28 protein-coding genes are annotated in these 23,321 nt (G+C 73.5%); 11 read left to right on the forward strand and 17 right to left on the reverse strand.

Annotation, left to right across the window (positions count from 1 at the left end; translation table 11 throughout):
- Nucleotides 1–64: 64 nt before the first annotated feature.
- Nucleotides 65–1,099: a class II fructose-bisphosphate aldolase gene (gene fbaA, locus J2S66_RS27775; protein WP_306743959.1), complete on the reverse strand. Its 1,035-nt coding sequence runs from the start codon at nt 1,097–1,099 to the stop codon at nt 65–67.
- Between the two features lie 94 nt (nt 1,100–1,193).
- Between fbaA and J2S66_RS27780 the strand changes: the two genes are divergently transcribed.
- A complete protein-coding gene (locus J2S66_RS27780) occupies nt 1,194–1,478 on the forward strand; it encodes a DUF427 domain-containing protein (protein WP_306743960.1) in 285 nt (94 codons plus the stop codon).
- A 10-nt stretch (nt 1,479–1,488) separates the two neighbouring features.
- On the opposite strand, the gene J2S66_RS27785 is transcribed toward J2S66_RS27780, so the two are convergent.
- Nucleotides 1,489–2,310: an LLM class F420-dependent oxidoreductase gene (locus J2S66_RS27785; protein ID WP_310310219.1), complete on the reverse strand. Its 822-nt coding sequence runs from the start codon at nt 2,308–2,310 to the stop codon at nt 1,489–1,491.
- Between the two features lie 110 nt (nt 2,311–2,420).
- Between J2S66_RS27785 and J2S66_RS27790 the strand changes: the two genes are divergently transcribed.
- Both J2S66_RS27790 and J2S66_RS27795 read left to right on the forward strand, forming a co-directional pair.
- On the forward strand, nt 2,421–3,353 hold the full coding sequence (locus J2S66_RS27790) for an aldo/keto reductase (protein ID WP_310310220.1): 933 nt from the start codon (nt 2,421–2,423) through the stop codon (nt 3,351–3,353).
- Between the two features lie 66 nt (nt 3,354–3,419).
- The gene (locus J2S66_RS27795; protein WP_310310221.1) at nt 3,420–4,289 is read left to right on the forward strand and encodes an SDR family oxidoreductase; all 870 of its coding nucleotides are present in this window, start codon (nt 3,420–3,422) and stop codon (nt 4,287–4,289) included.
- Between the two features lie 37 nt (nt 4,290–4,326).
- Here the strand turns inward: J2S66_RS27795 and J2S66_RS27800 are convergent, their stop codons facing one another.
- Nucleotides 4,327–4,605, reverse strand: a complete 279-nt coding sequence (locus tag J2S66_RS27800; RefSeq protein ID WP_306743964.1) for a YciI family protein — start codon at nt 4,603–4,605, stop codon at nt 4,327–4,329.
- Between the two features lie 64 nt (nt 4,606–4,669).
- Here J2S66_RS27800 and J2S66_RS27805 point away from each other — a divergent pair, with 64 nt between their 5' ends.
- The 5 genes from J2S66_RS27805 to J2S66_RS27825 all read left to right on the forward strand — a co-directional run bounded on the left by J2S66_RS27805 (nt 4,670) and on the right by J2S66_RS27825 (nt 8,463).
- The gene (locus J2S66_RS27805; RefSeq protein ID WP_310310222.1) at nt 4,670–5,248 is read left to right on the forward strand and encodes a SigE family RNA polymerase sigma factor; all 579 of its coding nucleotides are present in this window, start codon (nt 4,670–4,672) and stop codon (nt 5,246–5,248) included.
- Between the two features lie 190 nt (nt 5,249–5,438).
- On the forward strand, nt 5,439–6,296 hold the full coding sequence (locus J2S66_RS27810; RefSeq protein WP_310315110.1) for an ROK family protein: 858 nt from the start codon (nt 5,439–5,441) through the stop codon (nt 6,294–6,296).
- The gene (gene nagA / locus J2S66_RS27815) at nt 6,293–7,465 is read left to right on the forward strand and encodes an N-acetylglucosamine-6-phosphate deacetylase (protein ID WP_310310223.1); all 1,173 of its coding nucleotides are present in this window, start codon (nt 6,293–6,295) and stop codon (nt 7,463–7,465) included. Before J2S66_RS27810 ends, nagA begins: the two co-directional genes overlap by 4 nt.
- Nucleotides 7,466–7,506: 41 nt before the next feature.
- Nucleotides 7,507–7,692 carry a hypothetical protein gene (locus J2S66_RS27820; RefSeq protein ID WP_310310224.1) on the forward strand — a complete coding sequence of 62 codons (186 nt, stop codon included), beginning with the start codon at nt 7,507–7,509 and terminating at the stop codon, nt 7,690–7,692.
- Between the two features lie 9 nt (nt 7,693–7,701).
- Nucleotides 7,702–8,463 (forward strand): DedA family protein, encoded by a 762-nt coding sequence (locus J2S66_RS27825; protein ID WP_310310225.1) that lies wholly within the window; start codon nt 7,702–7,704, stop codon nt 8,461–8,463.
- A 30-nt stretch (nt 8,464–8,493) separates the two neighbouring features.
- On the opposite strand, the gene J2S66_RS27830 is transcribed toward J2S66_RS27825, so the two are convergent.
- A complete protein-coding gene (locus J2S66_RS27830; protein WP_310310226.1) occupies nt 8,494–9,867 on the reverse strand; it encodes an FAD-binding oxidoreductase in 1,374 nt (457 codons plus the stop codon).
- A gap of 172 nt (nt 9,868–10,039) precedes the next feature.
- Between J2S66_RS27830 and J2S66_RS27835 the strand changes: the two genes are divergently transcribed.
- On the forward strand, nt 10,040–10,684 hold the full coding sequence (locus J2S66_RS27835) for a DedA family protein (RefSeq protein ID WP_310315111.1): 645 nt from the start codon (nt 10,040–10,042) through the stop codon (nt 10,682–10,684).
- On the opposite strand, the gene J2S66_RS27840 is transcribed toward J2S66_RS27835, so the two are convergent.
- Entirely contained in the window at nt 10,681–11,304 is a 624-nt protein-coding gene (locus tag J2S66_RS27840) for a nucleoside/nucleotide kinase family protein (RefSeq protein ID WP_310310227.1), read from the reverse strand. The two genes, J2S66_RS27835 and J2S66_RS27840, sit on opposite strands and share 4 nt — an antisense overlap.
- Entirely contained in the window at nt 11,301–12,119 is an 819-nt protein-coding gene (locus tag J2S66_RS27845; protein ID WP_310310228.1) for a PfkB family carbohydrate kinase, read from the reverse strand. The genes J2S66_RS27840 and J2S66_RS27845 overlap by 4 nt, the downstream gene beginning before the upstream one ends.
- 77 nt (nt 12,120–12,196) lie before the next feature.
- On the opposite strand from J2S66_RS27845, the gene J2S66_RS27850 reads away from it, so the two are divergent.
- The gene (locus J2S66_RS27850; RefSeq protein WP_310310229.1) at nt 12,197–13,153 is read left to right on the forward strand and encodes a LacI family DNA-binding transcriptional regulator; all 957 of its coding nucleotides are present in this window, start codon (nt 12,197–12,199) and stop codon (nt 13,151–13,153) included.
- On the opposite strand, the gene J2S66_RS27855 is transcribed toward J2S66_RS27850, so the two are convergent.
- The 5 genes from J2S66_RS27855 to pyrE form a co-directional block, all read right to left on the reverse strand.
- Nucleotides 13,150–14,211, reverse strand: a complete 1,062-nt coding sequence (locus tag J2S66_RS27855) for a glycoside hydrolase family 76 protein (RefSeq protein WP_310310230.1) — start codon at nt 14,209–14,211, stop codon at nt 13,150–13,152. The two genes, J2S66_RS27850 and J2S66_RS27855, sit on opposite strands and share 4 nt — an antisense overlap.
- A gap of 20 nt (nt 14,212–14,231) precedes the next feature.
- Nucleotides 14,232–14,921 carry a TrmH family RNA methyltransferase gene (locus J2S66_RS27860; RefSeq protein WP_310310231.1) on the reverse strand — a complete coding sequence of 230 codons (690 nt, stop codon included), beginning with the start codon at nt 14,919–14,921 and terminating at the stop codon, nt 14,232–14,234.
- 85 nt (nt 14,922–15,006) lie between these two features.
- Nucleotides 15,007–15,396 carry a DUF2784 domain-containing protein gene (locus J2S66_RS27865; protein ID WP_310310232.1) on the reverse strand — a complete coding sequence of 130 codons (390 nt, stop codon included), beginning with the start codon at nt 15,394–15,396 and terminating at the stop codon, nt 15,007–15,009.
- A gap of 69 nt (nt 15,397–15,465) precedes the next feature.
- Nucleotides 15,466–16,155 carry a hypothetical protein gene (locus J2S66_RS27870; RefSeq protein ID WP_310310233.1) on the reverse strand — a complete coding sequence of 230 codons (690 nt, stop codon included), beginning with the start codon at nt 16,153–16,155 and terminating at the stop codon, nt 15,466–15,468.
- A gap of 1 nt (nt 16,156) precedes the next feature.
- Nucleotides 16,157–16,711, reverse strand: a complete 555-nt coding sequence (gene pyrE, locus J2S66_RS27875; protein WP_306744529.1) for an orotate phosphoribosyltransferase — start codon at nt 16,709–16,711, stop codon at nt 16,157–16,159.
- Between the two features lie 53 nt (nt 16,712–16,764).
- Between pyrE and J2S66_RS27880 the strand changes: the two genes are divergently transcribed.
- On the forward strand, nt 16,765–17,328 hold the full coding sequence (locus tag J2S66_RS27880) for a hypothetical protein (RefSeq protein WP_310310234.1): 564 nt from the start codon (nt 16,765–16,767) through the stop codon (nt 17,326–17,328).
- A gap of 37 nt (nt 17,329–17,365) precedes the next feature.
- On the opposite strand, the gene J2S66_RS27885 is transcribed toward J2S66_RS27880, so the two are convergent.
- The 6 genes from J2S66_RS27885 to clpB all read right to left on the reverse strand — a co-directional run bounded on the left by J2S66_RS27885 (nt 17,366) and on the right by clpB (nt 23,294).
- Nucleotides 17,366–17,797: a hypothetical protein gene (locus tag J2S66_RS27885; protein ID WP_310310235.1), complete on the reverse strand. Its 432-nt coding sequence runs from the start codon at nt 17,795–17,797 to the stop codon at nt 17,366–17,368.
- Complete coding sequence (locus J2S66_RS27890; RefSeq protein ID WP_310310236.1) at nt 17,794–18,690, reverse strand: WXG100 family type VII secretion target; 897 nt, start codon at nt 18,688–18,690, stop codon at nt 17,794–17,796. Before J2S66_RS27890 ends, J2S66_RS27885 begins: the two co-directional genes overlap by 4 nt.
- Complete coding sequence (locus J2S66_RS27895; protein WP_310310237.1) at nt 18,687–19,043, reverse strand: hypothetical protein; 357 nt, start codon at nt 19,041–19,043, stop codon at nt 18,687–18,689. The genes J2S66_RS27890 and J2S66_RS27895 overlap by 4 nt, the downstream gene beginning before the upstream one ends.
- Nucleotides 19,044–19,109: 66 nt before the next feature.
- On the reverse strand, nt 19,110–19,889 hold the full coding sequence (locus J2S66_RS27900) for an SDR family NAD(P)-dependent oxidoreductase (RefSeq protein ID WP_306743982.1): 780 nt from the start codon (nt 19,887–19,889) through the stop codon (nt 19,110–19,112).
- On the reverse strand, nt 19,886–20,575 hold the full coding sequence (locus tag J2S66_RS27905; RefSeq protein WP_310310238.1) for a TtfA family protein: 690 nt from the start codon (nt 20,573–20,575) through the stop codon (nt 19,886–19,888). The genes J2S66_RS27900 and J2S66_RS27905 overlap by 4 nt, the downstream gene beginning before the upstream one ends.
- 136 nt (nt 20,576–20,711) lie before the next feature.
- A complete protein-coding gene (gene clpB, locus J2S66_RS27910) occupies nt 20,712–23,294 on the reverse strand; it encodes an ATP-dependent chaperone ClpB (protein WP_310310240.1) in 2,583 nt (860 codons plus the stop codon).
- Nucleotides 23,295–23,321: the final 27 nt, after the last annotated feature.

A 23,321-nucleotide genomic window follows, 5' to 3' on the forward strand; every position in this document is an offset into this window, starting at 1 on the left:
CCACGACGCCGGACGGCCCCCTCCACACCGCGTAGAGGGGGCCGTCCGGGGTTCGCGGGGAGCGTCAGCCGGCGATCATCCGGCCGGACGACTTCAGGTGCTCGCACGCCTGGGCGATGCGGGCGGCCATGCCCTGCTCGGCGGCCTTGAGGTAGGAGCGCGGGTCGTACGCCTTCTTGTTGCCGACCTCGCCGTCCACCTTGAGCACGCCGTCGTAGTTCTGGAAGAAGTGACCCACGATCGGACGGGTGAACGCGTACTGCGTGTCCGTGTCGATGTTCATCTTGATGACGCCGTAGGTCAGCGCCTCGTGGATCTCCTCCAGCAGCGAGCCGGAGCCGCCGTGGAAGACCAGGTCGAACGGCTTCGAGCCGGCCGGCAGGCCGAGCTTCTCGGCCACCACGTCCTGGCCCTGCTTGAGGATCTCCGGGCGCAGCTTCACGTTGCCCGGCTTGTAGACGCCGTGCACGTTGCCGAAGGTCGCCGCCACCAGGTAGCGGCCCTTCTCGCCGGCGCCGAGGGCCTCCACCGTCTTGAGGTAGTCCTCGGGGGACGTGTAGAGCTTCTCGTTGATCTCGTGCGCGACGCCGTCCTCCTCGCCGCCGACGACGCCCACCTCGATCTCGAGGATGATCTTCGCCTTGGCGGTGAGGTCGAGCAGTTCGGCGGCGATCTTCAGGTTCTCGTCCAGCGGCACGGCCGAGCCGTCCCACATGTGCGACTGGAACAGGGGGTTGAGGCCCTTGTCCACGCGCTCCTGGCTGATCGCGACGAGCGGGCGGACGTAGCCGTCCAGCTTGTCCTTGGGGCAGTGGTCGGTGTGCAGCGCGATGTTCACCGGGTACTTCTCGGCGACGACGTGCGCGAACTCCGCCAGCGCAACCGCGCCGGTCACCATGTCCTTGACCTTGGTGCCCGAGGCGAACTCGGCACCACCGGTCGAGACCTGGATGATCCCGTCGCTCTCGGCCTCCGCGAAGCCGCGCAGGGCCGCGTTGAGGGTCTCGGACGAGGTGACGTTGATCGCGGGGTAGGCGAACTCGTTCGCCTTCGCGCGGTCGAGCATCTCGGCGTAGACCTCGGGGGTTGCGATGGGCATCGGTGGGTCCTCCTCGGGTGCCCGGAACGCGGTGTCGGCAGCATCCTACGGGCACCGCCCGGCGAACGAAGATGATCACCGGCATAGTGGGTGCATGGCGATCGCACGGTGGAACGGCGAGATCATCGCCGAGAGCGACAAGACCGAGCTGGTGGAGGGGAACCACTACTTCCCCGCGGAGTCCGTCCACATGCAGTTCCTCCGGCCGTCGGAGACGACGTCGGTCTGCTCGTGGAAGGGCACGGCGAACTACTACACCCTGCACGTCGGGGGGCGGGACAACCCCGACGCCGCGTGGTTCTACGCGGAGCCCGGGGAGGCCGCGGCGAACATCAAGGGGCACGTCGCGTTCTGGCGCGGCGTCGAGGTGTCGGACTAGGCCCGTCGGGCTACCGCAGCGCCTCGGCGATCTCGCGGTACGCGTCCCGGCCCGGCGAGGCGCCGACCACCTGCACGGCGACGTGGTCGGCGCCCGCCAGCCGGTGCTCGCGCAGCCGCTCGGCCACCCGCTCGACCGGGCCCCAGGCGACCAGCGCGTCCACCAGGCGGTCGCTGCCGCCGTCGAGCAGGTCCTCCTCGGCGAACCCGTGGCGCAGCCAGTTGCGCGTGTAGTTCGGCAGCCGCAGGTAGGCCGACAGCGCCTCGCGCCCCAGGTCGCGCGCCGTGCCGGGGTCCTCCTCCAGCACCACGTGCTGCTCGGGCGCGAGCAGCGCGCCGGAGCCGACCGTCTCGCGGGCCCGCGCCGTGTACTCGGGCGTCACCAGGTAGGGGTGCGCGACGGACGTCCGCGCCACCGCCAGCCGCAGCACCCTCGGCCCCAGCGCGGCCAGGGCCAGCCGGTCGCGCGGCACGTCCAGCTCGTCCAGGTAGTGGACCAGCTTCTGGTAGGGGCTGTGGTACACCTCACCCACGATCTCGCGGTGCCCGACGCCGATGCCGACCAGGAAGCGGTCCGTCCAGGCCAGTTCCCGGTACCCGTCGTTGACCTCGGCGGCGGGCGTCGCCCACACGTTCAGGATGCCGGTGGCCACGACCAGCTTGTCGGTGGCCGACAGCAGGTCGGCGACCGTGGCGAACACCTCCGACCCGGGCGACCCGCCGAGCCAGAGCGTCCCGTAGCCCAGCTCCTCCAGCTCACGGGCGCGCTCGCCGCCGCCGACCCACCGCGGCGCCATCTCCCACACGCCGTACCCGCCCAACTCGACAGACATTTCGCCTCCCTGCGAACCAGCCCTCGAACAGCAGCAACCCCGTCCTCCGACGATTTAGTCCTGACTGGTCCGTTCGGCGCGAGTCGACCACCTGCGGTTGGGTTCGCGGCATGACGAAACTGGGAACCAGCGACCTGGACGTGTCGCGCCTCTGCCTGGGCGGGAACGTCTTCGGCTGGACCGCCGACGAGGAAGCGTCGTTCGCCGTGCTGGACGGCTTCACCCGGGCGGGTGGCAACTTCGTGGACACCGCCGACTCGTACTCGATGTGGGCCGAGGGGCACGTCGGCGGCGAGTCGGAGCGGGTCATCGGCCGGTGGCTCGCGTCCCGGGGCAACCGCGACGAGGTCGTCGTGGCCACGAAGGTGGGCATGCTGCGCGGGTTGGACGGCCTCGGGGCGGACACGGTGGAGCGCGCCGCCGAGGACTCGCTGCGCCGCCTCGGGGTGGACCACATCGATCTGTACTACGCGCACCGGGACGACCCGGGCACCCCGCAGGAGGAGACCCTCGCGGCGTTCGACCGGCTCGTGCGGGCGGGCAAGGTCCGGCACGTCGCGGCGTCGAACTACACCGCGGAGCGGCTGGCGTCGGCGCTGGAGGTGTCGCGGCGCGAGGGCCTGGCGCCGTTCGTGGCGCTCCAGCAGCCCTACAACCTCGTGGACCGCGCCTACGAGGGACCGCTGCGCGACGTCGTGGCGTCGGCCGGCCTCTCGTCCGCGCCGTACTGGGGTCTGGCCAAGGGCTTCCTGACCGGCAAGTACCGTCCCGGCGCGACCGTCGAGGGTCCGCGCGCGGCGGCGGCGTCGAAGTACCTCGACGAGCGCGGCCTGCGCGTCCTGCGGGCCCTGGACGAGGTCGCCGGGGCCCGCGGGACGACCCAGGCGGCCGTGGCCCTGGCGTGGCTCGCGGACCGGCCGACGGTCGCCGCCCCGATCGCCAGCGCCCGCAGCGCCGAGCAACTGGCGGCCCTGCTGCCCGCGCTGGAGCTGGAGCTGACGGCCGCGGAGCGGGACGCCCTCACCGCCGCGAGCGAAGCTTAACTCTCCAGTAGCTTACCGACGGTAAGTTGCGTTACGGTGGCCTCCTCCGACCCTGAGGAGGTCACCGTGGACGTTGCGGGCAAGGTCGTCCTGATCACCGGCGCGGCGAGGGGCATCGGCGCGGAGGTCGCGCGCCGCCTGGCCGCCAAGGGCGCGAAGGTCGCCCTCGTCGGCCTGGAGGGCGAGCAGCTGCGCGAGGTCGCCGAGCAGTGCGGCGGGCGGGCGTGGGAGGCGGACGTCACCGACTGGGACGCCCTGGAGGCCGCCGTCGCCGGCGTCGTCGAGCACTTCGGCGGCATCGACGTGCTCGTGGCCAACGCGGGCGTCGCCGCCACCGGTTTCATCCGGTCGATGGACCGGGCGGCGTTCGAGCGGGTCGTCGAGGTCAACCTGCTCGGCGTGTGGCGCACCGTGCGCACGTGCCTGCCGCACCTGGTCGCGAGCCGCGGCTACTGCCTCGTGGTGTCGTCGCTGGCGGCGATCGTGCACATCCCCGGCAACGCGGCGTACTCGGCGGCCAAGGCGGGCTGCGAGGCGTTCGCCGACAGCCTGCGCGCCGAGGTCCGCCACCTCGGCGTGGACGTGGGCGTCGCGTACTTCTCGTGGATCTCCACGGACATGGTGGACAGCGCCGACGAGCACCCCGTGTTCGGCCCGCTGCGCCGCGGCATGCCGGGGCTCGCGAGCAAGAAGTACCCGGTGTCCGACGTGGGCAGGGCCGTGGTCCGCGCCGTCGAGCGGCGGTCGAAGGCCGTGCACGTCCCGGGCTGGGTGGGCGGCCTGAAGCTGTTCCGGGCGTTCACCCCGGCCGTGGTCGCGCGGCAGACGCCGAAGTCGATGGCCGCCGCCGACCGCGAGATGGCCGCCGCCGACACCTCGGGCCTGGTCGGTCCGGGCGGCACCGCGGCCGGGAAGCCCCCGGCGGCCACGTCCTGAGCCGCGGGTCCCGAGCCGCGGTCCCCGGCCGGCGGTCCTAGGCCCAGGCGCCCGTCAACGTCTGCCACTCGTGCACGCGCGTCGCGGCCACCACGCCGGCGGGCGTGTACGGGTCGGCGGCGAGCACCTCGCGCAGCTCGGCCTCGTCGGCCACCTCGTAGACCAGCAGGGCGCCGGTCTGGTCCGCCCACGGACCCGCCACCAGCAGGACGCCCTTCTCGACCAGGCCGGCCAGGTACTCGCGGTGGGCGGGCCGCACCGCCAACCGGGCCTCCTGGTCGTCCCCGAACACCAACTCGACCGCGAACCTGGCCACTGGACACCCCTCCGTTGCACGACGCCGCGCCGAAGCTACCCCGTGACGCGGTAACGTCTTTTCCGTGGTCGGTCCGGAGCAGAACAGCGGTGGCATCGCGCGCGTGCAGGACACGCTGACGAACCTGCGCATCCAGGACGACGCGGCACCGGCGCCCACGGGTCCGCTGACCCTGGAGGACCTCTACCGCCAGCACCGCATGCGGCTGGTGCGGCTGGCCCTGCTGCTGGTCGACGAACCCGCCACGGCGGAGGACGTGGTCCAGGAGGCGTTCACCGGTCTGCACCGCAACTGGTCCAACCTGCGGGACGCGCAGGCCGCCGTCGGCTACCTGCGCACGGCCGTGGTCAACGGTTCGCGCAGCGTGCTGCGCCGGCGCAAGACGGCCCGCGACTACACCCCGCCGCACGTGGCGAACGCCCGGTCGGCGGAGAGCCTGGCCATGCTGACCGCCGAGCACCAGGCGGTCGTCGCCGCGCTGTCCCAGCTGCCGCCGCGCCAGCGCGAGGTGCTGGTCCTGCGCTACTACGGCGATCTGTCCGAGGCCGAGATCGCCGAGGCCACCGGCATCAGCAAGGGCACGGTCAAGAGCACCGCGAGCCGCGCGCTGGACGCCCTGCAGAAGATCATGGCCGGTCGCTGACGCGATCCCACCCGCACGTCGGGCGGCCTCGCGCGCCCGCAGGTCGTTGAACAATCCGACAAGGTCAAGTCTTGGCGTCCGTCTGCCCTAATTGGGCACTTGGTATAGACCAATGGCGTCGCATGCCGCACTATCGACCCTCGTGGCGCGCACCAGACACGCAATAGCCGTCGACGTCGGCGGGACCGGGATGAAGGCCGCCCTGGTCTCCGGCACCCCGGACGGGGTCACCCCGGTGGAGCAGCGCCGCCGCCCGACCAGGCCGGGCGGCGACGCCGTGGTCGAGGACGTGGTCGCCCTCGTGGACGAGCTGCGCGCGGTCGCCGGGCCCCCGGTCGAGGCGGTCGGCCTGGTCGTCCCCGGCATCGTCGACGAGGCCGCCGGCACCGGCGTGTACTCCGCCAACCTCGGCTGGCGCGACCACCCGTTCCGCGCCGCCGTCGAGGCCGCGACCGGCCTGCCCACCGCGTTCGGCCACGACGTGCGCGCCGGCGGCCTCGCCGAGCTGCGCCTGGGCAGCGCCCGCGACCTGACCGACGCCGTGATCATGCCCATCGGCACCGGCATCGCCGCCGCGCTCGTCCTGGGCGGTCGCGTCTCACCGGCGCCCGGCGAGGTCGGGCACGTCGACGTCGGCCACGGCGACCCGTGCGGCTGCGGCCAGAGGGGGTGCGTCGAGGCGCGCGCGAGCAGCGCCGCCATCGCCCGCCGGTACGCGGAACGCGCGAACCGCCAGGTGAGCGGCGCGGCGGAGGTGGCCCGGCTGCTCGGCGCGGGCGACCCGGACGCGGCGGTGGTCTGGCAAGAGGCGGTTGACGCCCTCGCGCGGGGCATCCTGCTGGTGGCGGCCCTGCTGGGCCCGGAGGCGGTGGTGCTGGGCGGTGGCCTGGCACTGGCGGGGCCGTTGCTGACGGACCCGCTGGGCGAGCGGCTGGACGAGCTGATCACGTTCCAGCGGCGCCCGGAACTGCGGTTGGCGGCGTTGGGCGACGAGGCCGGGTGCCTCGGCGCCGCGCTGCTGGCCATCGACATGCTGGAGGACAGATGAGCACGTGGGGTGGGCCCGTGGACGTGACCCTGACCGGCGGTCGGGTCGTCACGCCCGACGGGGTGCTCGACCGGGGCTGGGTCGCGGTGCGCGACGGCCTGATCGCCGCCGTCGGCGACGGGGCTCCGCCGGACGGCCCGACGACCGACCTGGGCGGGGGCTGGCTGGTGCCGGGCTTCGTCGACATCCACTGCCACGGCGGCGGCGGCGAGGCGTTCACGAACGCCGACCCGGCCCGCGTGACCAAGGCGGCGAACGCGCACCGCAGGCACGGCACCACCACGATCGTCGCCAGCCTGGTCTCCCGGCCCGTGCCGGAGCTGGCCGACCAGGTCCGGGCGCTGACCGGGCTGGTGCAGGACGGCGTGGTGGCGGGCATCCACCTGGAGGGCCCGTTCCTGTCCGCCGCGCGCTGCGGCGCGCACGACCCGGCCATCCTGTGCCCGCCGGAGCGCGGCGCGCTCGACCTGCTCCTCGCCGCCGGCGCCGTCCCCACCGGCCGGGACGCCGTCCGGATGGTCACGATCGCCCCGGAGCTGGAGCACGGCGTGGACGCCGTCCGGCACCTGGTCGACCAGGGCGTGCTGGCCGCGATCGGCCACACCGACGCCACCGAGGCGCAGATCCGCCCGGCCGTCGAGGCCGGCGCGACCGTCGCCACGCACCTGTTCAACGGGATGCGCCCGCTGCACCACCGCGAGCCCGGCCCGATCGGCGCGCTGCTGGACGACGAGCGGGTCACCGTCGAGCTGATCTGCGACCTCGTCCACCTGCACCCGACGGCGGTGCGGCTGGCCGCCCGGCACGCGGGGCGCGACCGCACCGTCCTGGTCACCGACGCCATCGCGGCGGCGGGCGTGGGTGACGGCGTCTACGACGTGGGCGGGCTGGAGGTCCGCGTGGTGGACGGCGTGCCCACGCTGGCCGGCGGCGCGTCCCTGGCGGGCAGCACGCTCACCATGGACGCCGCCTTCCGCAACGCCGTCACCTCGTGCGGCCTGACCGTGGAGGAGGCCGTCGCCGCCACCTCCGCCCGCCCGGCGCGGCTGCTCGGCCTGGCCGACGTGACCGGCGAGCTGCGCGCGGGCCTGGCCGCCGACCTCGTCGTGCTGGACGCCGAGTTCAGGCCGCGCGACGTGATGAGCCGGGGCGCCTGGGTCAAGGACTGACACCGGGGCGGCCGCGCCGGGGCCGGTGGGAGACTGCCCCCGTGCCCGAGGACCGCGAGAAGCTGGTGACCGACGCCCTGCGCGCCCAGGCCACCAGCTCCGGCGCGCACCCGCACGTCCCGGCCCGGCCGGTCCGGCCCGCCCTCGGCGCGGGGTGGGTGCTGCTGCTCGCCGTGCTGCTGGGTCTCGCGGCCGGAACGGTCGTGGCGGTCATCACGCTCCGCTGAGCCTGTACGGTGGGCCGCGTGACGGTCACGCCCCTCGCCCTCGGTCCCGACTGGCTTGACCCGCAGGTCCTGCTGGCAGGACTCGGGCCGTACATGCTGGTCGGCCTCTGCTTCATCGTCTTCGCCGAGTGCGGCCTGCTGGTCGGGTTCTTCCTGCCGGGCGACTCGCTGCTGTTCACGGCGGGCATGTTCGTGGCGACCGGCCTGCTGGACTACCCGCTGTGGCTGGTGTGCCTGCTGCTCACGGCGTGCGCGATGCTCGGCAACGTGGTCGGCTACTACATCGGCTACCGGGCCGGGCCGGCGCTGTTCAGCAAGCCCGAGTCGAAGATCTTCAAGAAGGAGTACGTCGACAAGACGGAGGAGTTCTTCGACAAGTACGGCGCGCGGGCGATCGTCATGGCCCGGTTCGTGCCCATCGTGCGCACGTTCATCACCGCGATGGCGGGCGTGGGCCGGATGGACCGCCGCAAGTACTTCACCTACTCCTTCATCGGCGGCATCGCCTGGGCCGCCGGCATCACGGTCCTCGGCTACTTCCTCGGCCAGATCCCGTTCGTGCGGGACAACATCGAGATGATGCTGATCCTGATCGTGCTGATCTCGGTCGTCCCGATCGTCATCGAGGTGATCAAGGCGCGGCGCGAGAAGAAGTCGCTGCTCGCCCAGGAGGTCGAGGACGTCACGCAGGTCATCGACCGCGTGGACGACTTCGCCGAGGAGCACCACTTCGCCGACGACCGCACCCAGCAGATCCGGCGCATCGACTAGCGGCGCCCGCCCCGACCGGTCGCCGGCCGGTCAGGGCGAGAACATCGACCCCGGGTTGAACAGGTTCTCCGGGTCCAGCGCGCGCTTGACGTCGCGGTGGACCCGGAGGCCGACCGGGCCGATCTCCTTCGCCAGCCACTCGCGCTTGACCTTGCCGACGCCGTGCTCGCCGGTGACCGTGCCGCCCAGCGCCAGGCCCAGGCCCAGGATCTCGTCGAACGCCCGCTGCGCCCGCGCGAACTCGTCCTCCGACGACGGGTCGTAGACGATCGTGGGGTGCATGTTGCCGTCGCCGGCGTGCCCCACCACGGCGACCCGCAGCCCGACCTCGGCGGCGATCCGCTCGCACCCGGTGATCAGGTCGGCGATCCGCGTGCGCGGCACGCACACGTCGTCGGTCAGCCACGCCCCGTAGACCTCCAGCGCGGTGAGCACGGCCCGCCGCGCGGTCAGCAGGTCGCGCCCCTCGGCCAGGTCCTCCGTCGCGTACACCAGCTCCGCGCCCGCGCCGACGCACGCCTGCTCGATCGCGGCCAGCTCGCGCCGGGCCGCCTCGCCGCCGGAGTCCGACTGGCACAGCAGCAGCGCCGCGCCCGCGTTCAGGTCGGTCCTGAGGTGTTGCTCGACCGCCCGGATCGACGTGCGGTCCATGATCTCCATCAGCGACGGCACGACGCCCTCGGCCACCACCCGGCTGACCGCCGCGCCCGCCGCCGCCGTGCTGCCGAACGTCGCCACCAGCGTCGACGGGGCCTGGGGCAGCGGGCGCAGCGCCAGGGTGGCCCGGGTGATCACGCCGAGCGTGCCCTCGCTGCCGACGAACAGCTTGGTCAGGTCGTACCCGGCCACGCCCTTCACCGTGCGCCGCCCGGTCCGCAGCAGCTCGCCGTCGGCGAGCACGACCTCCAGCCCGAGCACGGAGTCCGTGGTCACGCCGTACTTCACGCAGCACAGTCCGCCCGCGTTGGTGGCCAGGTTGCCGCCGATCGTGCACCAGTCGTAGCTCGACGGGTCGGGCGGGTAGAACAGCCCGTGCTTCTCCACGGCGGCGCGCAGGTCCAGGTTGACCACGCCCGGTTCGACCACGGCGAGCCGGTTGTCCGGGTCGATCTCCAGGATCGCGTCCATCTTCGTGGTGACCAGCACGACGCAGCCCTCGACCGCGTTGGCCGCGCCGGACAGCCCGCTGCCCGCGCCGCGCGGCACGATCGGCGTCCCGGCCGCCGCGCACGCCCGCACCACGGCCCGGACCTGCTCGGTGGACGACGGCAGCACGACGGCCAACGGCTGCCCGTGCGGCGCGAGCGGCATCATGTCGCGCCGGTAGCCCGCGGTGACGTCGGCGTCGGTGAGCACCGCGCCGGCGCCGACGGCGGCGCGGAGTTCGGCGAGCAGGGACTCCATCCCCCCACGCTAACGCCGTTCGACGCGAAGGCAATGGCTCCGTTGCGTAGTCACGCCCCACCTCCCGGTCACCACTCCGAAGGTTCCACCACCCGTTGACCCCAAGTCGCCCAGTCGACGCCGCGGTCCCACGTACCCTGCACGGGTGGTGTTGTCCGCTTCGTCCGAAGCCATGTCGTTCGGCTCGCTCGATTCCGCAGGTCCCACGGCCGTGTGGTTGATCACGCTGAGCTTCATCTTCTTCGAGTGCGCGTTCGTCTTCGGGCTGTTCCTGCCCGGCGACTCCCTGCTGTTCGCCGCCGGGGTCGTGCTCGCCTCGCACGACGGCGAACTGTCGGCCTGGCTGCTGTCGCTGGCCGCGTTGATCGTGGCCGTCGTCGGCAACCAGATCGGCTACTACATCGGCCGGCACACCGGCACCAGGCTGCTCGCGCGGCGCGGTGGCAAGGTGCTGAACCGGCAGAACCTCGACAAGGCCCGGGACTTCCTGGACCGGCGCGGGTTCTGGGCGGTCGTGCTGGCCCGCTGGATACCGTGGGTGCGCACGCTGGCCCCGATGATCGCCGGCGCGGCCCGGATGGACCCGCGCAGGTTCATGCTGGCCACGACGATCGGCGCGATCGCGTGGGTGCCGACGCTGGTGCTGGCCGGCTACTACGGCGCGGGCCTGCTGTCCGCCGTGCCGTGGCTGGAGACGGTCGCGGTCGTCGTCAGCGTCGCGTTCTTCGTCCTCGGCACGGCCTACGGCGTGTACCGCTACCGCCAGGAGATGAAGAAGCCCGTGGACGAGGAGGCCTCCCTCCCCGCCGCCGGCTAGAGCACCTCGCCGATCAGCAGGTCGGCCGCGCCCTTCGACGCGTTCACCATCAGCGCGTTGACGTGGTCGCTGCCGCGCAGCACCCGCTCCCGCGCCTCCTCCACCGAGCGCCCGTACCGGACGTGCCGGTCGACGAGCCGCGCCACCCGCAGGTCCTCGTCGAGGTCCAGGAACCACGCCTCGTCGAGCACCAGCCGCACGTGCTTCCACCTGTCGTACCGCATCAGCAGGTAGTTGCCCTCGGTCACGACCAGCGGCACGGACGGGTCCACCGGCACCGCGCACGCCACCGGCTCCTCGATCTCGCGGCGGAACTCCGGCGCGTACACCACGTCCGGCCCGCGCGCCTTGAGCCTGGCCAGCAGGTCGACGTAGCCGGGCACGTCGAACGTGTCCGGCGCGCCCTTGCGCTCGGCGACGCCCAGCCGCTCCAGCTCCCGCTGCGCCAGGTGGAAGCCGTCCATCCCCACCAGAGCCGCGTCCGCCGGTCCCAGCGCATCGACCAGGCGACGCGCGAGCGTCGACTTGCCCGACCCGGGCGCGCCGCCGATGCCGAGCAGCCTGCGCTCGCCGGTGTCGACCAGCAGCCGCGCCCGGTCGACCAGCTCGTCGAACCTCACCGACCGTCCCGCCACCGCCCCACCCCCTCCACCCAGTCGCCCGCACCGTGCCGCACGCGCACCGCCGCGACCTCGTTCGCCCAGCGCACCGCCGGTCCGACCTCCTGGCCGAGGGCCAGGGCCACCGCCAGCGCGCCGTGCCACACGTCGCCCGCGCCGTTGGTGTCGCGGACCCGGACAACAGGTACCTCCTGCGAGCCCGTCGCACCACCTCGCGACCAGGTGACGGGACGCGGACCGCGCGTGCGCACGACCAGCGGCACGCCGCGCGCGTGCAGCTCCGCCTCGGACAGCTCGAAGCCCTCGGCGCACGCCGCCACGTCCACCAGCGGCAGCAGCTCGTCCAGCACCGGTTTCCAGCTCCCGCCGTCCAGCAGCACGGGCACGCCGACCCGCCTGGCCTCGCGCGCCACCGCGACCGCCGCCGCGCCGAGGTGGCCGTCCACGAGCACCACGTCCGCCCCGGCGACCAGCGCCGGGTCCGCGGCGGACACCGCCACGTCGACGGCGTTGCGCGACACCACTGTGCGCTCCCCGTCCCGGTCCCGCACGACCACCGCGCTCACCGCGGGCCCCTCGCCGACCGAGTGCACCTCCACCGGGTGCAGCCGCTCGCGCGCGAACCCGCCCAGGTCGCCGTCCACGGCGGTCAGCAGCACGGCCCGGTGGCCGAGCGCGGCCACGGCGCGCGCCGCGTTCGCCGCCGGACCGCCCGGGGTCACCTCGACGCCCAGCGACTGCACCTTCAGCCCCGGTCCGGGGAACTCGGCGACGCGCTGCGTCACGTCCACGGTCGTCAGCCCGACACACAGCACGCAGACCACGGCACGTCCCCCCGACGGGTAAGGTCCCACGCAATCGCTTGCGCACAGGCCCGAACGGGGACGAGTCCATGGTCACCATGCGGGAGGTCGCCAGTCTCGCCGGCGTCTCCATCACCACGGTCTCACACGTGATCAACGAGACGAGACCCGTCGCGCCCGGCACCAGGGAACGCGTCCTCGAGGCGATCGAGGAGACCGGCTACACCGGTGACGCGATCGCCCGCTCGCTGGTCACCGGCGGCACGAAGTCGCTCGGCCTCGCCGTGTCGCTCGTGTCGCACCCGTACTTCGCCGAGCTGATCGCGGCGATCGAGGGCGAGGCCACCCGCAGCGGGTACTCGCTCGTGCTGATCGACACCCGCGGCGACGCCGAGTCCGAGCAGGCCGCCGTGCGGATGCTGCGCTCGCGCCGCGTGGACGGGGTGCTGCTCACGCCGACGTCCGGTTCGGCCGCGCTGCCCGAGCTGCGGCGGCTGGACGTGCCGACCGTGCTGGTGGACCGGCTGACCGTCGCGCAGGACACCGACCAGGTCGGCCCGGAGAACGTGCAGGCGACGTCCACGCTGGTCCGGCACCTGGCCGAGCTGGGCCACCGGCGGATCGGCCTGGTCAGCGGCACGCCGGGCCTGGCCACCACCGACGAGCGCGTCCTGGGCTACCGCCTGGGGCTGGGCCGCGCCGGGCTGGCGTGGGACGAGTCGATCGTCGCCCCGGCGCTGGACCCGCTGCTCGGGCGGGTCACCGCTGTCGTGGTGGGCGGGCACCAGGTGCTGGTGGAGGTGCTGCGCACGGCCCGAGCGCACGGCGTGCGGATCGGCTCGGACCTGGCGCTGGTCACCTACGACGAGGTGGAGTGGGCCGAGCTGGTCGACCCGCCGCTGACGACGATGGCGCAGCCGGTCGAGGAGATCGGCCGCACCGCGGTGCGGCTCCTGCTGGACCGCATCGGGGACCCGTCCCGGCCGCCCGAGACGATCCGGTTGCCGCCGACCCTGCTGCACCGGCGGTCGTGCGGCTGCCACTAGCCCCGCCCGACCCCGTCGCGCTCCAGGAGGGCGGCCGCCTCCAGCGCCATCCACCCGCCCAGTTGGACGGACAGGTCGCGCTCGGGCGCGTCACCCGCCGGCGACCGCGCGGGCCGCGCCCAGTCCGGCCCGAACACCGGGCCACCGGCCGCCGCGGTCCGGTTCTCCCACACCGCCTCCGCGGACCGGAGCACCAGGTCCGCCGCGCGAGCCGCCTGCGGCCGGCGCAGCCGCAGCGCCGCCTGCGCCAGGTAGCGGGCCAGGATGCCGCCGAACAGCCCGGCGTCGTCGCCGCCGTGCCCGCGCAGCACGCCGTCGACGGCGAGGTGGTCGGCCACCGCGTCGACGATCCGCGCCGCCCGGTCGTCGTGCGGGCCGGCCAGCTCGACGCAGGCGCCCAGCACGACGCCCTGGCAGTAGGTGTAGAGGTTGCGCTCCACCTCGCGGACCGTCCCGTCGGGGTGGACGTGCAGCCCGTCCCACAGCAGGCCGGTCCCCTCGTCGCGCAGGTGCTCCTCGATCCAGTCCACGGTGGCCGCGGCGCGGTCGGGCTCGCCGAGGCGGGCGAGGAGGATCGCGGCGGGCCCGTTCGCCGGGACGTTCTTGAAGTCGTCGTCGACCTTCCACCAGATGCCGCCGCCGGCGTGGTCGGTCCACGCCCCGCGCAGCCGCCGCGCGATGGTCGCCAGCGCGTCCGGCCGCGAGATCCCGACCTCCCGCTCGGCGCGCTGGAGCGCGAGCCCCAGCCACGCGATGTCGTCGTAGTAGTCGTTGACCCAGCCGCCCAGGTTGCGCAGCCGGATGCCGCGCACGAGCCGCCCCGCCAACGCGGCCCGCCGCGCGTCCGGCGCGCGGAGCTGCGCGTCGAGGACGCAGTCGAGCAGGTGCGCCTGCCACCAGTAGCCGAACCGGACGTGCGCGCGCCCCGCCGGGCCGGCCGGCCACCGGACCACGCCGAGCGCCGTGCCCGGCAGTCCCCAGAGCCGGCGGACGTGCCTCGACAGCACGGCCCGCTCCGCCGCTCCCGCCCGCGCCGCGTGGATCTTCGCTGTGCTCACCCCACCAGGGTGCCCACTGCTCACCGATCCCGCCGGAACAGCTCCCAGTGGTAGAGGGCCATGGCCACGCTGGTGGTCAGGTTGTAGCTCGACACGCCCGGCCGCATCGGCAGCGACACCACGACGTCCGCCCGCCCCCGCACCGCGTCCGACAACCCGTGCCGCTCGGAGCCGAACGCCAGCACGGCGTCGTCGGGGACGCGGAAGTCGCGCACGTCCACCCCGCCCGCGTCGAAGGCGACGACCGGCCCGTCGACGTCCTCCAGCCCGCCGGTCAACCGGGCCACGGGCACCGCGAAGTGCAGCCCGGCCCCCGCCCGGACCACCGTGGGGTGCCACGGGTCCACGTCCCCGGTCGACCACACGCCACCGGCCCCGAACCCGGCGGCCACCCGCACGACCGCGCCGAGGTTGCCGAGGTTGCGCGGGTTGTCCAGCAGCACGACGGGCGCGTCCCGCCGGACCTCCGGCCCGACGGGCCTGGCGGCCACGCCGCCGACCCCGGTCGGGTGGGTCCGCCCGACGACCCGCTCGAACTCGGCCACCGGGACCACCTCGGCCGCCTCGAACACGGCGACGAGGTCGGGCGCGTGCGACCGCGCGAGGCGGACCGCCGAGTCCCGGTCGAGCACGACCACCCGCTCCACGCCGGCCCCGAACCGGACCGCGTGCTTGACCGCGTGGAAACCCTCCAGCTTGACCTGGGACACCCGGGGATCGTAGTCAGGTCGGCGCCACGGCGGTGCCGGACTCCGCGCCGACCTCCCGGTGGCCCGAGAGGCCGATCGGACCGGTTCAGCGACACGTCTCCGAGGTGCGCGCCGACGCGCTGTGCCCAGCGCGCCGCTTCAGGTAGTAGCCGACCCACGACGTGATCACGACGAGCGCCACCAGCACCTGCACGAGGCGGGCGGCGGAGTCGGGGTACAGCACGCCGTCGATGTAGGTGTCGATGAAGCCGCTGGCGAGCGGCGGTTGGCCGGACGCGGTGCGGAAGTTGTTCTCCAGCCACGTCAGCGGGCAGGCGATCGGGAACAGCACGACCAGCAGGGCCCACGTGGCCATCGCCAGGTGCCAGTACAGGACCCGCGGCCGGCGCCAGGCGAGGAACCCGCCGACCACGAGGAAGAGGAGCACACCGAAGTGCGCCACCATGACCAACTCGGCGAACGCGCGCGCGACCACAGCTGCACCTCCCTGCACCCCAGGGTAGGGCCGCGGGCGGTCGCGCGCGCGGTAAAACGCGAAGGGTGTTCAGCCCCTGGGCAGGGCCTGCCACGGCACGTTGCCCGCGAGGTCCAGCAGCAGGTCTGCCAAGTGGCCCAACGGCGCCTGGAGCAGCGGCACCGGTACGGCGGCGGCCAGGGCGTGCTCGTCGAACGCGATGGCGACGCCCTGCGCGCGCGGGTCCTGGAGCAGGGCGCGGGTGAGGCCCGAGGACAGCAGCGCGCCGGCGAACGCGGGGTTGCGGCGGCGCACCTCGTACCGGGCGTCGAAGTTCGGGTCGCCCGACGGCACGAACTGCTCGAACAGGCTCCACGCGCTGTCCTCGCGAGGGCTGATCAGCACCCACGGGCCGGGCATGGGGCGCGGCACGACGACGACCGAGTAGGTGCGGTACGCCGACGTGGCGACGTTGTCCGTCCGCAGCACGACCTCGACCGCCAGCACCGGCACGCCGCGCCAGTGGCCGACGAGCTGGAACTTCACCCGGCTCCGGTCCGCCTCCAGCATCCGGCCGATCTGCGGGACGCGTTCCTGGAAGCCCTGGTCCTCGGCGACGAACCGCCACCCGAGGGACGCCTCCAGCGCGCGCATCCGCTGTTCCCACTCGTTCACGAACCCCTGGTCCGTGAACGGGTTCCGCTTCCGGCGCGACAACCCCACGGCGACCCCGGCACCGAGGATCGCCACGATCACCAGGAGCAGGACCAGGGCGGTCATGTCAGGCCAGGCCCAGGTCCGCGAGGTCCAGCAGGTACCGGTACGGCAGGCCCGCCTCCTCGACGACCTCGCGCGCACCCGTGCCGCGGTCCACGACGGTGGCGACGCCGACGACGGTCGCGCCGTGCGCCTTCAACGCCTCCACGGCGGTCAGCACGCTGCCGCCGGTGGTGGAGGTGTCCTCGACCGCGAGCACGCGCCGCCCGGCGACCTCGACGCCCTCGATCTGCCGCTGCATCCCGTGCTGCTTGGCGGACTTGCGCACGACGAACGCGTCCAGCACCTCGCCGGACGCCGCGGCGGCGTGCATCATCGCGGTGGCCACCGGGTCGGCGCCCAGCGTCAGACCGCCCGCCGCGACGTAGTCCCAGTCAGCCGTGAGCTGCCGCAGCAGCCGGCCGATCAGCGGCGCGGCCGCGTGGTGGAGCGTCGCCCGGCGCAGGTCGATGTAGTAGTCGGCCTCCTTGCCGGAGGACAGCGTGACCTTGCCGTGCACCACGGCCAACTCGTTCACCAACCGCGCCAGTTCGGCCTTGGCGGCGGCGTCCAGAACCACATCAGTTCGCACGGGTCCCAAGACTGTCACACCGGGCCGTACGCTGGCACACCGTGACCCTCCCCGGCGCCCACACCCTGTTGCTGGAACAACCGTGGACGGCGCGCAGCCTGTTCCTGCGCACCCGCTTCCGGATGGACGTCCGCGACGAGCGGGGAACCCCGTTGGCGACCGTCGCCGAGCGCGCGGGACTGGGACCGCTGCGCAGGCTGCTCCGCGCCACCGGCTTCTCCGGCCGCACCAGGTTCGACCTCGTCGTGGCCGACCGCGGGCACCCGGTGCTGCGCCTCACCAAGGGCGCCGGCCGTCCCCCGGTCCAGGTCTTCGCCCCCGACGGCGCGCTCATCGGGTCGGTCCGCAACGAGGGCCGGGGCGCAGCGGGCCTCTACGACGCGAACGGCGACCGCCTCGCCTCGCTGGGCGACGCGGCCGGCTTCACGACCCGCCGGATCACCGAGCGGGAGGGCCGCAGGGTCCGCCGCGACACCGTCCGCCTCCGGCCGGGCACCCCGGAACCCGTGCGCTCCCTGGCCATCGCCGCCGCCATCGCCCACGACGTGGTGCGCGGCGTGGGCACGAACCACGCCGGTGGCGGCCCGATCGACCTGCCGTTCTGACCGGACGGCAGGTCGGTCCGCGCACCGGTTGTCCGCGCTACCAGGCGTCCTCGGTGAACCTGCCGGGCTCGTCGTCGTCATCGCCCCGGCCACCGGGGCGCGGCGACCCCGCCGACACGACGTCCTCGGGGTCGTCGCCCTCCCGGATCGCGGTGTAGGCGCGCTGGAGGTCGGGGACGCCGGCCTGGAGCGCCCGCTGCACGCCCTCGTCGTCGACCGCGCGCCCGGAGGCGACGTCCTCCCAGGACATCTCGCCCGCGTCCACGCGTCGCGCCAGCTCCTTCAGCTCGCGGGGCGCCCCCGGGCTGTTCGCGAACCGGGAGATCTCCGCGAAGTCGGCCTGCGTCAGGCCGCGCGAGCGCAGCGGCACCCGGCTCGCCTCGCGCGCGGTCCGCTCGACGGCCGCCATCCGCGCCTCCACGTCGGCGACGAGCCCGTCGAGCCGCGCCCGGTCGTACGGGAACGTCACTGCCCGCCACCTCCCGCGCCCGACTCGGCCGGCACGGGGGGCGGTGCCGACGGCGGCGGCTGCTGGTAGCGGCCGTTCGCCGCGGTGCCCGCCTTGCCGAGCGAGTAGGCGCCGAGCCCGACGCCGAGGGCGCCGGACTTGGCGGCCGACGCGCCGTCGTCGTACTTCTGCCTGCCGTCCTGGTAGTCGTCGACCACGTCGAGCAGGTCGTTGACGTCGCGCACGTCCTTGAGCTTGGTCAGCGCGGTGCCCATGGCGACGATGCCGTCGACCATGCCCTTGACGCCCTCGATGAGCGTCTCGATGGAGATGATGATCTTGCGGATGGCGTCGACGATCTGGATGGCGTCGTAGACCATCCACACCGCGCGGCCCCAGCCGACGACGGGGATCCACGCCGTCATCGCGGCTTCCATCAGCTTGCCGACGAGCATGTCGAGCAGCGTCAGCGCCAGGCCGCACGCGGTCCGGCACGTCTGCGCGGTCGACTGGAACTGGTTGCCGATGATCCGCGCGACCTGCGAGTCGGCCTCGATGGCGACGGCCCACATCGTGCCCATGCGGGTCTCGAACGCCTGCGCGGCGTCACCCTCCCAGTGCGGCCCGAGCTGACCGACGCCCGCGCCGACGTTGTTGCGCACCGCGTCCAGCGCCTTCGCGACGCCGTCCCACGCGGTGGCGTTCGCGTCGATCTTCTCGAAGTCGCCGAGCAGCGGGTTGATCAGCGACTCGACGAGGTTCTCGCCGGTGACCTTCTCGTAGATCCAGTTGACGCCCTGGATCTTCCAGCCGGCCTTCTCGATCAGCTCCTTGGTGGACTGGCGACCGGGCCGGTCCTCCGCGGCCGCGTTGAGCGCGACCGACGGGTCCTCGACGTCCGCGTAGGCGGTCACCTGCCGTCACCGCCCAGCACCGGCACGGGCGAGACCTCGGCCAGCCGCTCCAGCACGCGGTCGAGGTGGCTCATCGCCATCTCCTCGCCCCGCTCGTACATGTCGGCGGCCCCGGCGAGGCCCTCGGCCTCCTTGACCATCATCCGATTCGCGAAGTCCAGCGTCTCGCCGTAGAGGCTCGCGACCCCGGTGACGATCGGCTGGAGCAGCGAGAGCAAGCCGGTGAACCCGGAGGTGTCGCCGCCCTTGGCGATCGCGTGCTCCTTGATGGTCGCGAAGTGCTGCGCGTTGCGCGTCAGCAGCTCCCCGTACCCGCGGAGCTCTTCCGGCTCCACCTTGAACTGTTCGCCCACGGACGGTTCCTCCCTGTTCACCTCGTCGTGTCCGACGGGGTGGACGGCGTCCGGGTTCCACGCGATCTAGGTGCGTCCCCGACCACCGGCCACGCGGGACGCCAGCCTGCGCAGCAGGGCGCGCGGGATCAGGCGCGCGGCCAGCGTGATGGCCTTGTACTGGGCGCCGGGGATGGACAGCTGCTTGCCGGCCCTCAGGTCGGCCAGGGCGTCGTGCACGAGCCGCTCGACGTCGACGTAGAGCAGGTCGGGCGTCGTCGACATGTCGATCCGCGCCCGCTGGTGGAACTCGGTGCGCACGAACCCCGGGCACAGCGCCATCACGCGCACGCCCGTGCCCGCGGTGGCCATGCCCATGCCCTCGGAGAACGCCGTCACCCACGCCTTGTCGGCGCTGTAGGTGGTGCCGCGGCCGGGCAGGAAACCGGCCACGCTGGACACGTTGACCACCGAGCCCCGGCCGCGCGCCACCATGCCGGGCAACGCGGCCCTGGTCAGCCGCAGCACGCTGCGGACGTTCACGTCCAACTGGGACTCCAGCGCGGCCGGGTCGGCCTCCAGGAATTCGGAGGACAGCGCGAAGCCCGCGTTGTTGACCAGCAGGTCCACCTCGTGCGCGGTGAGGAAGTCGGCCACGGCGGCGCGGCCCGCGTCGGTGGCGAGGTCGGCGGGCAGCACCCGCGCCCGCACGCCGTGCGCCGCGCGCAGCTTGGCCGCCGTCTCCTCCAGCCTCGCCTCGTCGCGGGCGACGAGCACCAGGTCGTGGCCCTCGGCGGCGAGGCGGCGCGCGAACGCGGCCCCGATGCCCGAGGACGCGCCCGTGACCAGGGCGGTGGGCGGTGTCACGACTTCCCCCCGAACTGCGGTCGGTGGATCTCGGCGCCGGGCTCGTCCTCGGCGTCGAACGGGTCGACGACGTCGGCCAGCTCGCCGAGGTCGCGCAGCAGCCGCTCGATGCGGGCCGGGGTCGAGCCGGGCGGCGCGGCGGCCATCACCCAGTCGTTCTCCAGCCACACGACGGTGACGTCGGCGCCGATCTCCTCGGCGGCGTCCACCAGGTCGGGGGTGATGAGCTTGCGCGCGGCGGGCAGCTCGCCCACGAACGCGTACCGCGAGCCGACCGGTCCGAGCAGGTCGGGCATCTGGTCGCGCTGGAACGGCACGCTGGGCAGCCACAGCTCGACCACCACCGGCAGCGCGCGCCGGCAGCGCACGCCGACCAGCACCGAGTTGACCTTGCCCCCGGTCTCGTGGTCGAGCACGTAGACCTGGCGGCGGCCGTCCGCGGTGAAGGTCGAGCCCGCCACCACGTCCTTGGCCACGCCCGCGCCGTAGTAGGCGATCGCGCCGCTCTCCCAGCGGGTGGGCAGCACGTGGTCGGTCTCCTCGAACTGCCAGCCGCGCAGCGCCGCCCATCTGCGACGTTCACGGTTACGCGCGGTTCGTTGCGCCCGGTCGGTGGCGAGCAGGGCGAACCCCGCGACGCCCGCGACCGCGGCGACGGTGAACCAGACCCACGCCGGTATGCCCACGGTGGGAGCGTAGCGGGACGCGCCGCCAGAGCGAAGATCACCGGCGGCGCGGCACGCGCAAACGGATCAAGCTGTTACCCGGATGACCCCACCGGGGCGTGGATCACGCCCCGGTGGGGTCAGGTCCGTTCGGGGCTCAGCCCCGGCCGACGATCAGGCCGGACTGGTCGGCGACCACGTCGACCTCGACCACGTCGCCGTCGCGCACCTCGCCGGCCAGCAGTTCCTTGGCCAGCTGGTCCCCGATCGACGACTGCACGAGCCGCCGCAGCGGGCGGGCGCCGTACACCGGGTCGAAGCCGTTGAGCGCGAGCCAGTCGCGGGCCGCCGGGGTGACCTCCAGGGTCAGCCGGCGCTGCGCCAGGCGCCGCGCGAGGCGTCCGACCTGGATGTCCACGATGGAGGTCAGCTCCTCCGTGGCCAGCGAGCGGAACACCACGACGTCGTCGAGCCGGTTGAGGAACTCGGGCTTGAAGTGGCCCCGGACCACGCCCATCACCGCGTCGTGGCGCTGCCGCTCGTCCAGGGTGACGTCGGTCAGGGCGTGCGAACCGAGGTTCGAGGTCAGCACCAGGATGGTGTTGCGGAAGTCGACCGTGCGACCCTGGCCGTCGGTGAGGCGGCCGTCGTCGAGCACCTGGAGCAGCACGTCGAACACGTCCGGGTGAGCTTTTTCCACCTCGTCGAGCAGCACCACGCTGTACGGGCGGCGCCGGACGGACTCGGTGAGCTGCCCGCCCTGGTCGTAGCCGACGTAGCCGGGGGGCGCGCCGACGAGCCGGGCCACCGAGTGCTTCTCGGAGTACTCGCTCATGTCGATGCGGATCATCGCCCGCTCGTCGTCGAACAGGAACTCCGCGAGCGCCTTGGCCAGCTCGGTCTTGCCGACGCCGGTCGGGCCGAGGAACAGGAACGAGCCGGTCGGGCGGTCGGGGTCGGCGACGCCCGCGCGGGTGCGGCGGACGGCGTCCGACACGACCCGCACCGCCTCGGCCTGGCCGACGACCCGCTTGCCCAGCTCGTCCTCCATTCGGAGCAGCTTCGCCGTCTCGCCCTCCAGCAGGCGGCCGGCCGGGATGCCGGTCCAGGCGGAGACCACGTCGGCCACGTCGTCCGGGCCGACCTCCTCCTTGAGCATCACGGCGGCGTCCTGCGTGGTGCGGGTCGCCTCCTCCAGCTCCTTCTCCAGGGCCGGGATGCGGCCGTAGCGCAGCTCGGCGGCACGGCCGAGGTCGCCGTCGCGCTCGGCCCGCTCGGACTCGCCGCGCAGTTGCTCCAACTGCTCCTTGAACTCGCGGACCTTCTCGATCGAGCCCTTCTCGTTCTGCCAGCGCGCGGTCAGGCCGGCCAGGACCTCGCGCTTCTCGGCCAGCTCGGCGCGCAGGGCTGCGAGGCGCTCGACCGAGGCCGCGTCCGACTCCTTGGCCAGCGCCATCTCCTCGATCTCCAGCCGGCGGACGGCGCGCTCGACCTCGTCGATCTCGACGGGCCGGGAGTCGATCTCCATGCGCAGCCGCGACGCGGACTCGTCGACCAGGTCGATCGCCTTGTCGGGCAGGAAGCGGGCGGTGATGTAGCGGTCGGACAGGGTCGCGGCGGCGACCAGGGCGGCGTCGGTGATGCGCACGCCGTGGTGCACCTCGTAGCGCTCCTTGAGGCCGCGCAGGATGCCGACGGTGTCCTCGACGGACGGTTCGCCGACGAAGACCTGCTGGAAGCGGCGCTCCAAGGCCGGGTCCTTCTCGATGCGCTCGCGGTACTCGTCCAGCGTGGTCGCGCCGACCATGCGCAGTTCGCCGCGCGCCAGCATCGGCTTGATCATGTTGCCCGCGTCCATGGCGGACTCGCCGGTCGCGCCGGCTCCCACGATCGTGTGAAGTTCGTCGATGAACGTGATGACCTGGCCCGCGGAGTCGGTGATCTCCTTCAGGACGGCCTTCAGCCGCTCCTCGAACTCGCCGCGGTACTTCGCGCCGGCGACCATCGCGCCCAGGTCGAGGGCGACCACGCGCTTGCCCTTCAGGGACTCGGGCACGTCGCCGGCCACGACGCGCTGCGCCAGGCCCTCGACGATCGCGGTCTTGCCGACGCCGGGCTCGCCGATCAGCACCGGGTTGTTCTTGGTGCGCCGGGACAGCACCTGCACGACGCGGCGGATCTCGGTGTCGCGGCCGATGACCGGGTCCAGCTCGCCCTTGCGGGCGCGCTCGGTCAGGTCGACGCCGAACTTCTCCAGCGCCTTGTAGGTGCCCTCCGGGTCGGGGCTGGTGACCCGCGCCGAGCCGCGGACCCGGGTGAACGCCTCGCGCAGCGCGTCCGGGGTGGCGCCGTGCCGCTTGAGCAGGTCGGCGACCTGCGCGCCGTGCTGGGCCAGGCCGACCAGGAGGTGCTCGGTGGAGACGTACTCGTCGCCCATCCCGGTGGCCAGCTCCTGGGCCTTGCCCAGGACGCGGAGGGCGTCGCGCGACAGCTGCGGGGCGGTGACCGACGAGCCGCTGGCCGCGGGCAGCGACCGGGAGAGCTGATCCAGCTCCTTGTGCACCTGCTTCGGGTCCGCGCCGACCGCGGAGAGCAGGGGCGCGGTGAGGCCGTCGCCCTGGGCGAGCAGGGCGCCGAGGAGGTGGATGGAGGTGACGTCCGGGTTGCCCCCGACGGTCGCCGCCTGCACGGCGGCGGAGACGGCCTGCTGGGTCTTCGTGGTCGGGTTGAAAGCGTCCATTCCTCACCTCGGTCGGGTGTTCTGCGC

The sequence above is a fragment of the Saccharothrix longispora genome, from assembly GCF_031455225.1.
Classification (GTDB): domain Bacteria; phylum Actinomycetota; class Actinomycetes; order Mycobacteriales; family Pseudonocardiaceae; genus Actinosynnema; species Actinosynnema longispora.

Coding starts and splice junctions, on each gene's coding strand:
- nagA (WP_310310223.1), top strand. CDS start 6,293: ATGAGCACGTGGGGTGGGCCCGTGGACGTGACCCTGACCGGCGGTCGG.
- J2S66_RS27870 (WP_310310233.1), bottom strand. CDS start 16,155: ATGACCGCCCTGGTCCTGCTCCTGGTGATCGTGGCGATCCTCGGTGCC.
- fbaA (WP_306743959.1), bottom strand. CDS start 1,099: ATGCCCATCGCAACCCCCGAGGTCTACGCCGAGATGCTCGACCGCGCG.
- J2S66_RS27810 (WP_310315110.1), top strand. CDS start 5,439: ATGAAGGCCGCCCTGGTCTCCGGCACCCCGGACGGGGTCACCCCGGTG.
- clpB (WP_310310240.1), bottom strand. CDS start 23,294: ATGGACGCTTTCAACCCGACCACGAAGACCCAGCAGGCCGTCTCCGCC.
- J2S66_RS27835 (WP_310315111.1), top strand. CDS start 10,040: ATGTCGTTCGGCTCGCTCGATTCCGCAGGTCCCACGGCCGTGTGGTTG.
- J2S66_RS27780 (WP_306743960.1), top strand. CDS start 1,194: ATGGCGATCGCACGGTGGAACGGCGAGATCATCGCCGAGAGCGACAAG.
- J2S66_RS27850 (WP_310310229.1), top strand. CDS start 12,197: ATGGTCACCATGCGGGAGGTCGCCAGTCTCGCCGGCGTCTCCATCACC.
- J2S66_RS27785 (WP_310310219.1), bottom strand. CDS start 2,310: ATGTCTGTCGAGTTGGGCGGGTACGGCGTGTGGGAGATGGCGCCGCGG.
- J2S66_RS27790 (WP_310310220.1), top strand. CDS start 2,421: ATGACGAAACTGGGAACCAGCGACCTGGACGTGTCGCGCCTCTGCCTG.
- J2S66_RS27830 (WP_310310226.1), bottom strand. CDS start 9,867: ATGGAGTCCCTGCTCGCCGAACTCCGCGCCGCCGTCGGCGCCGGCGCG.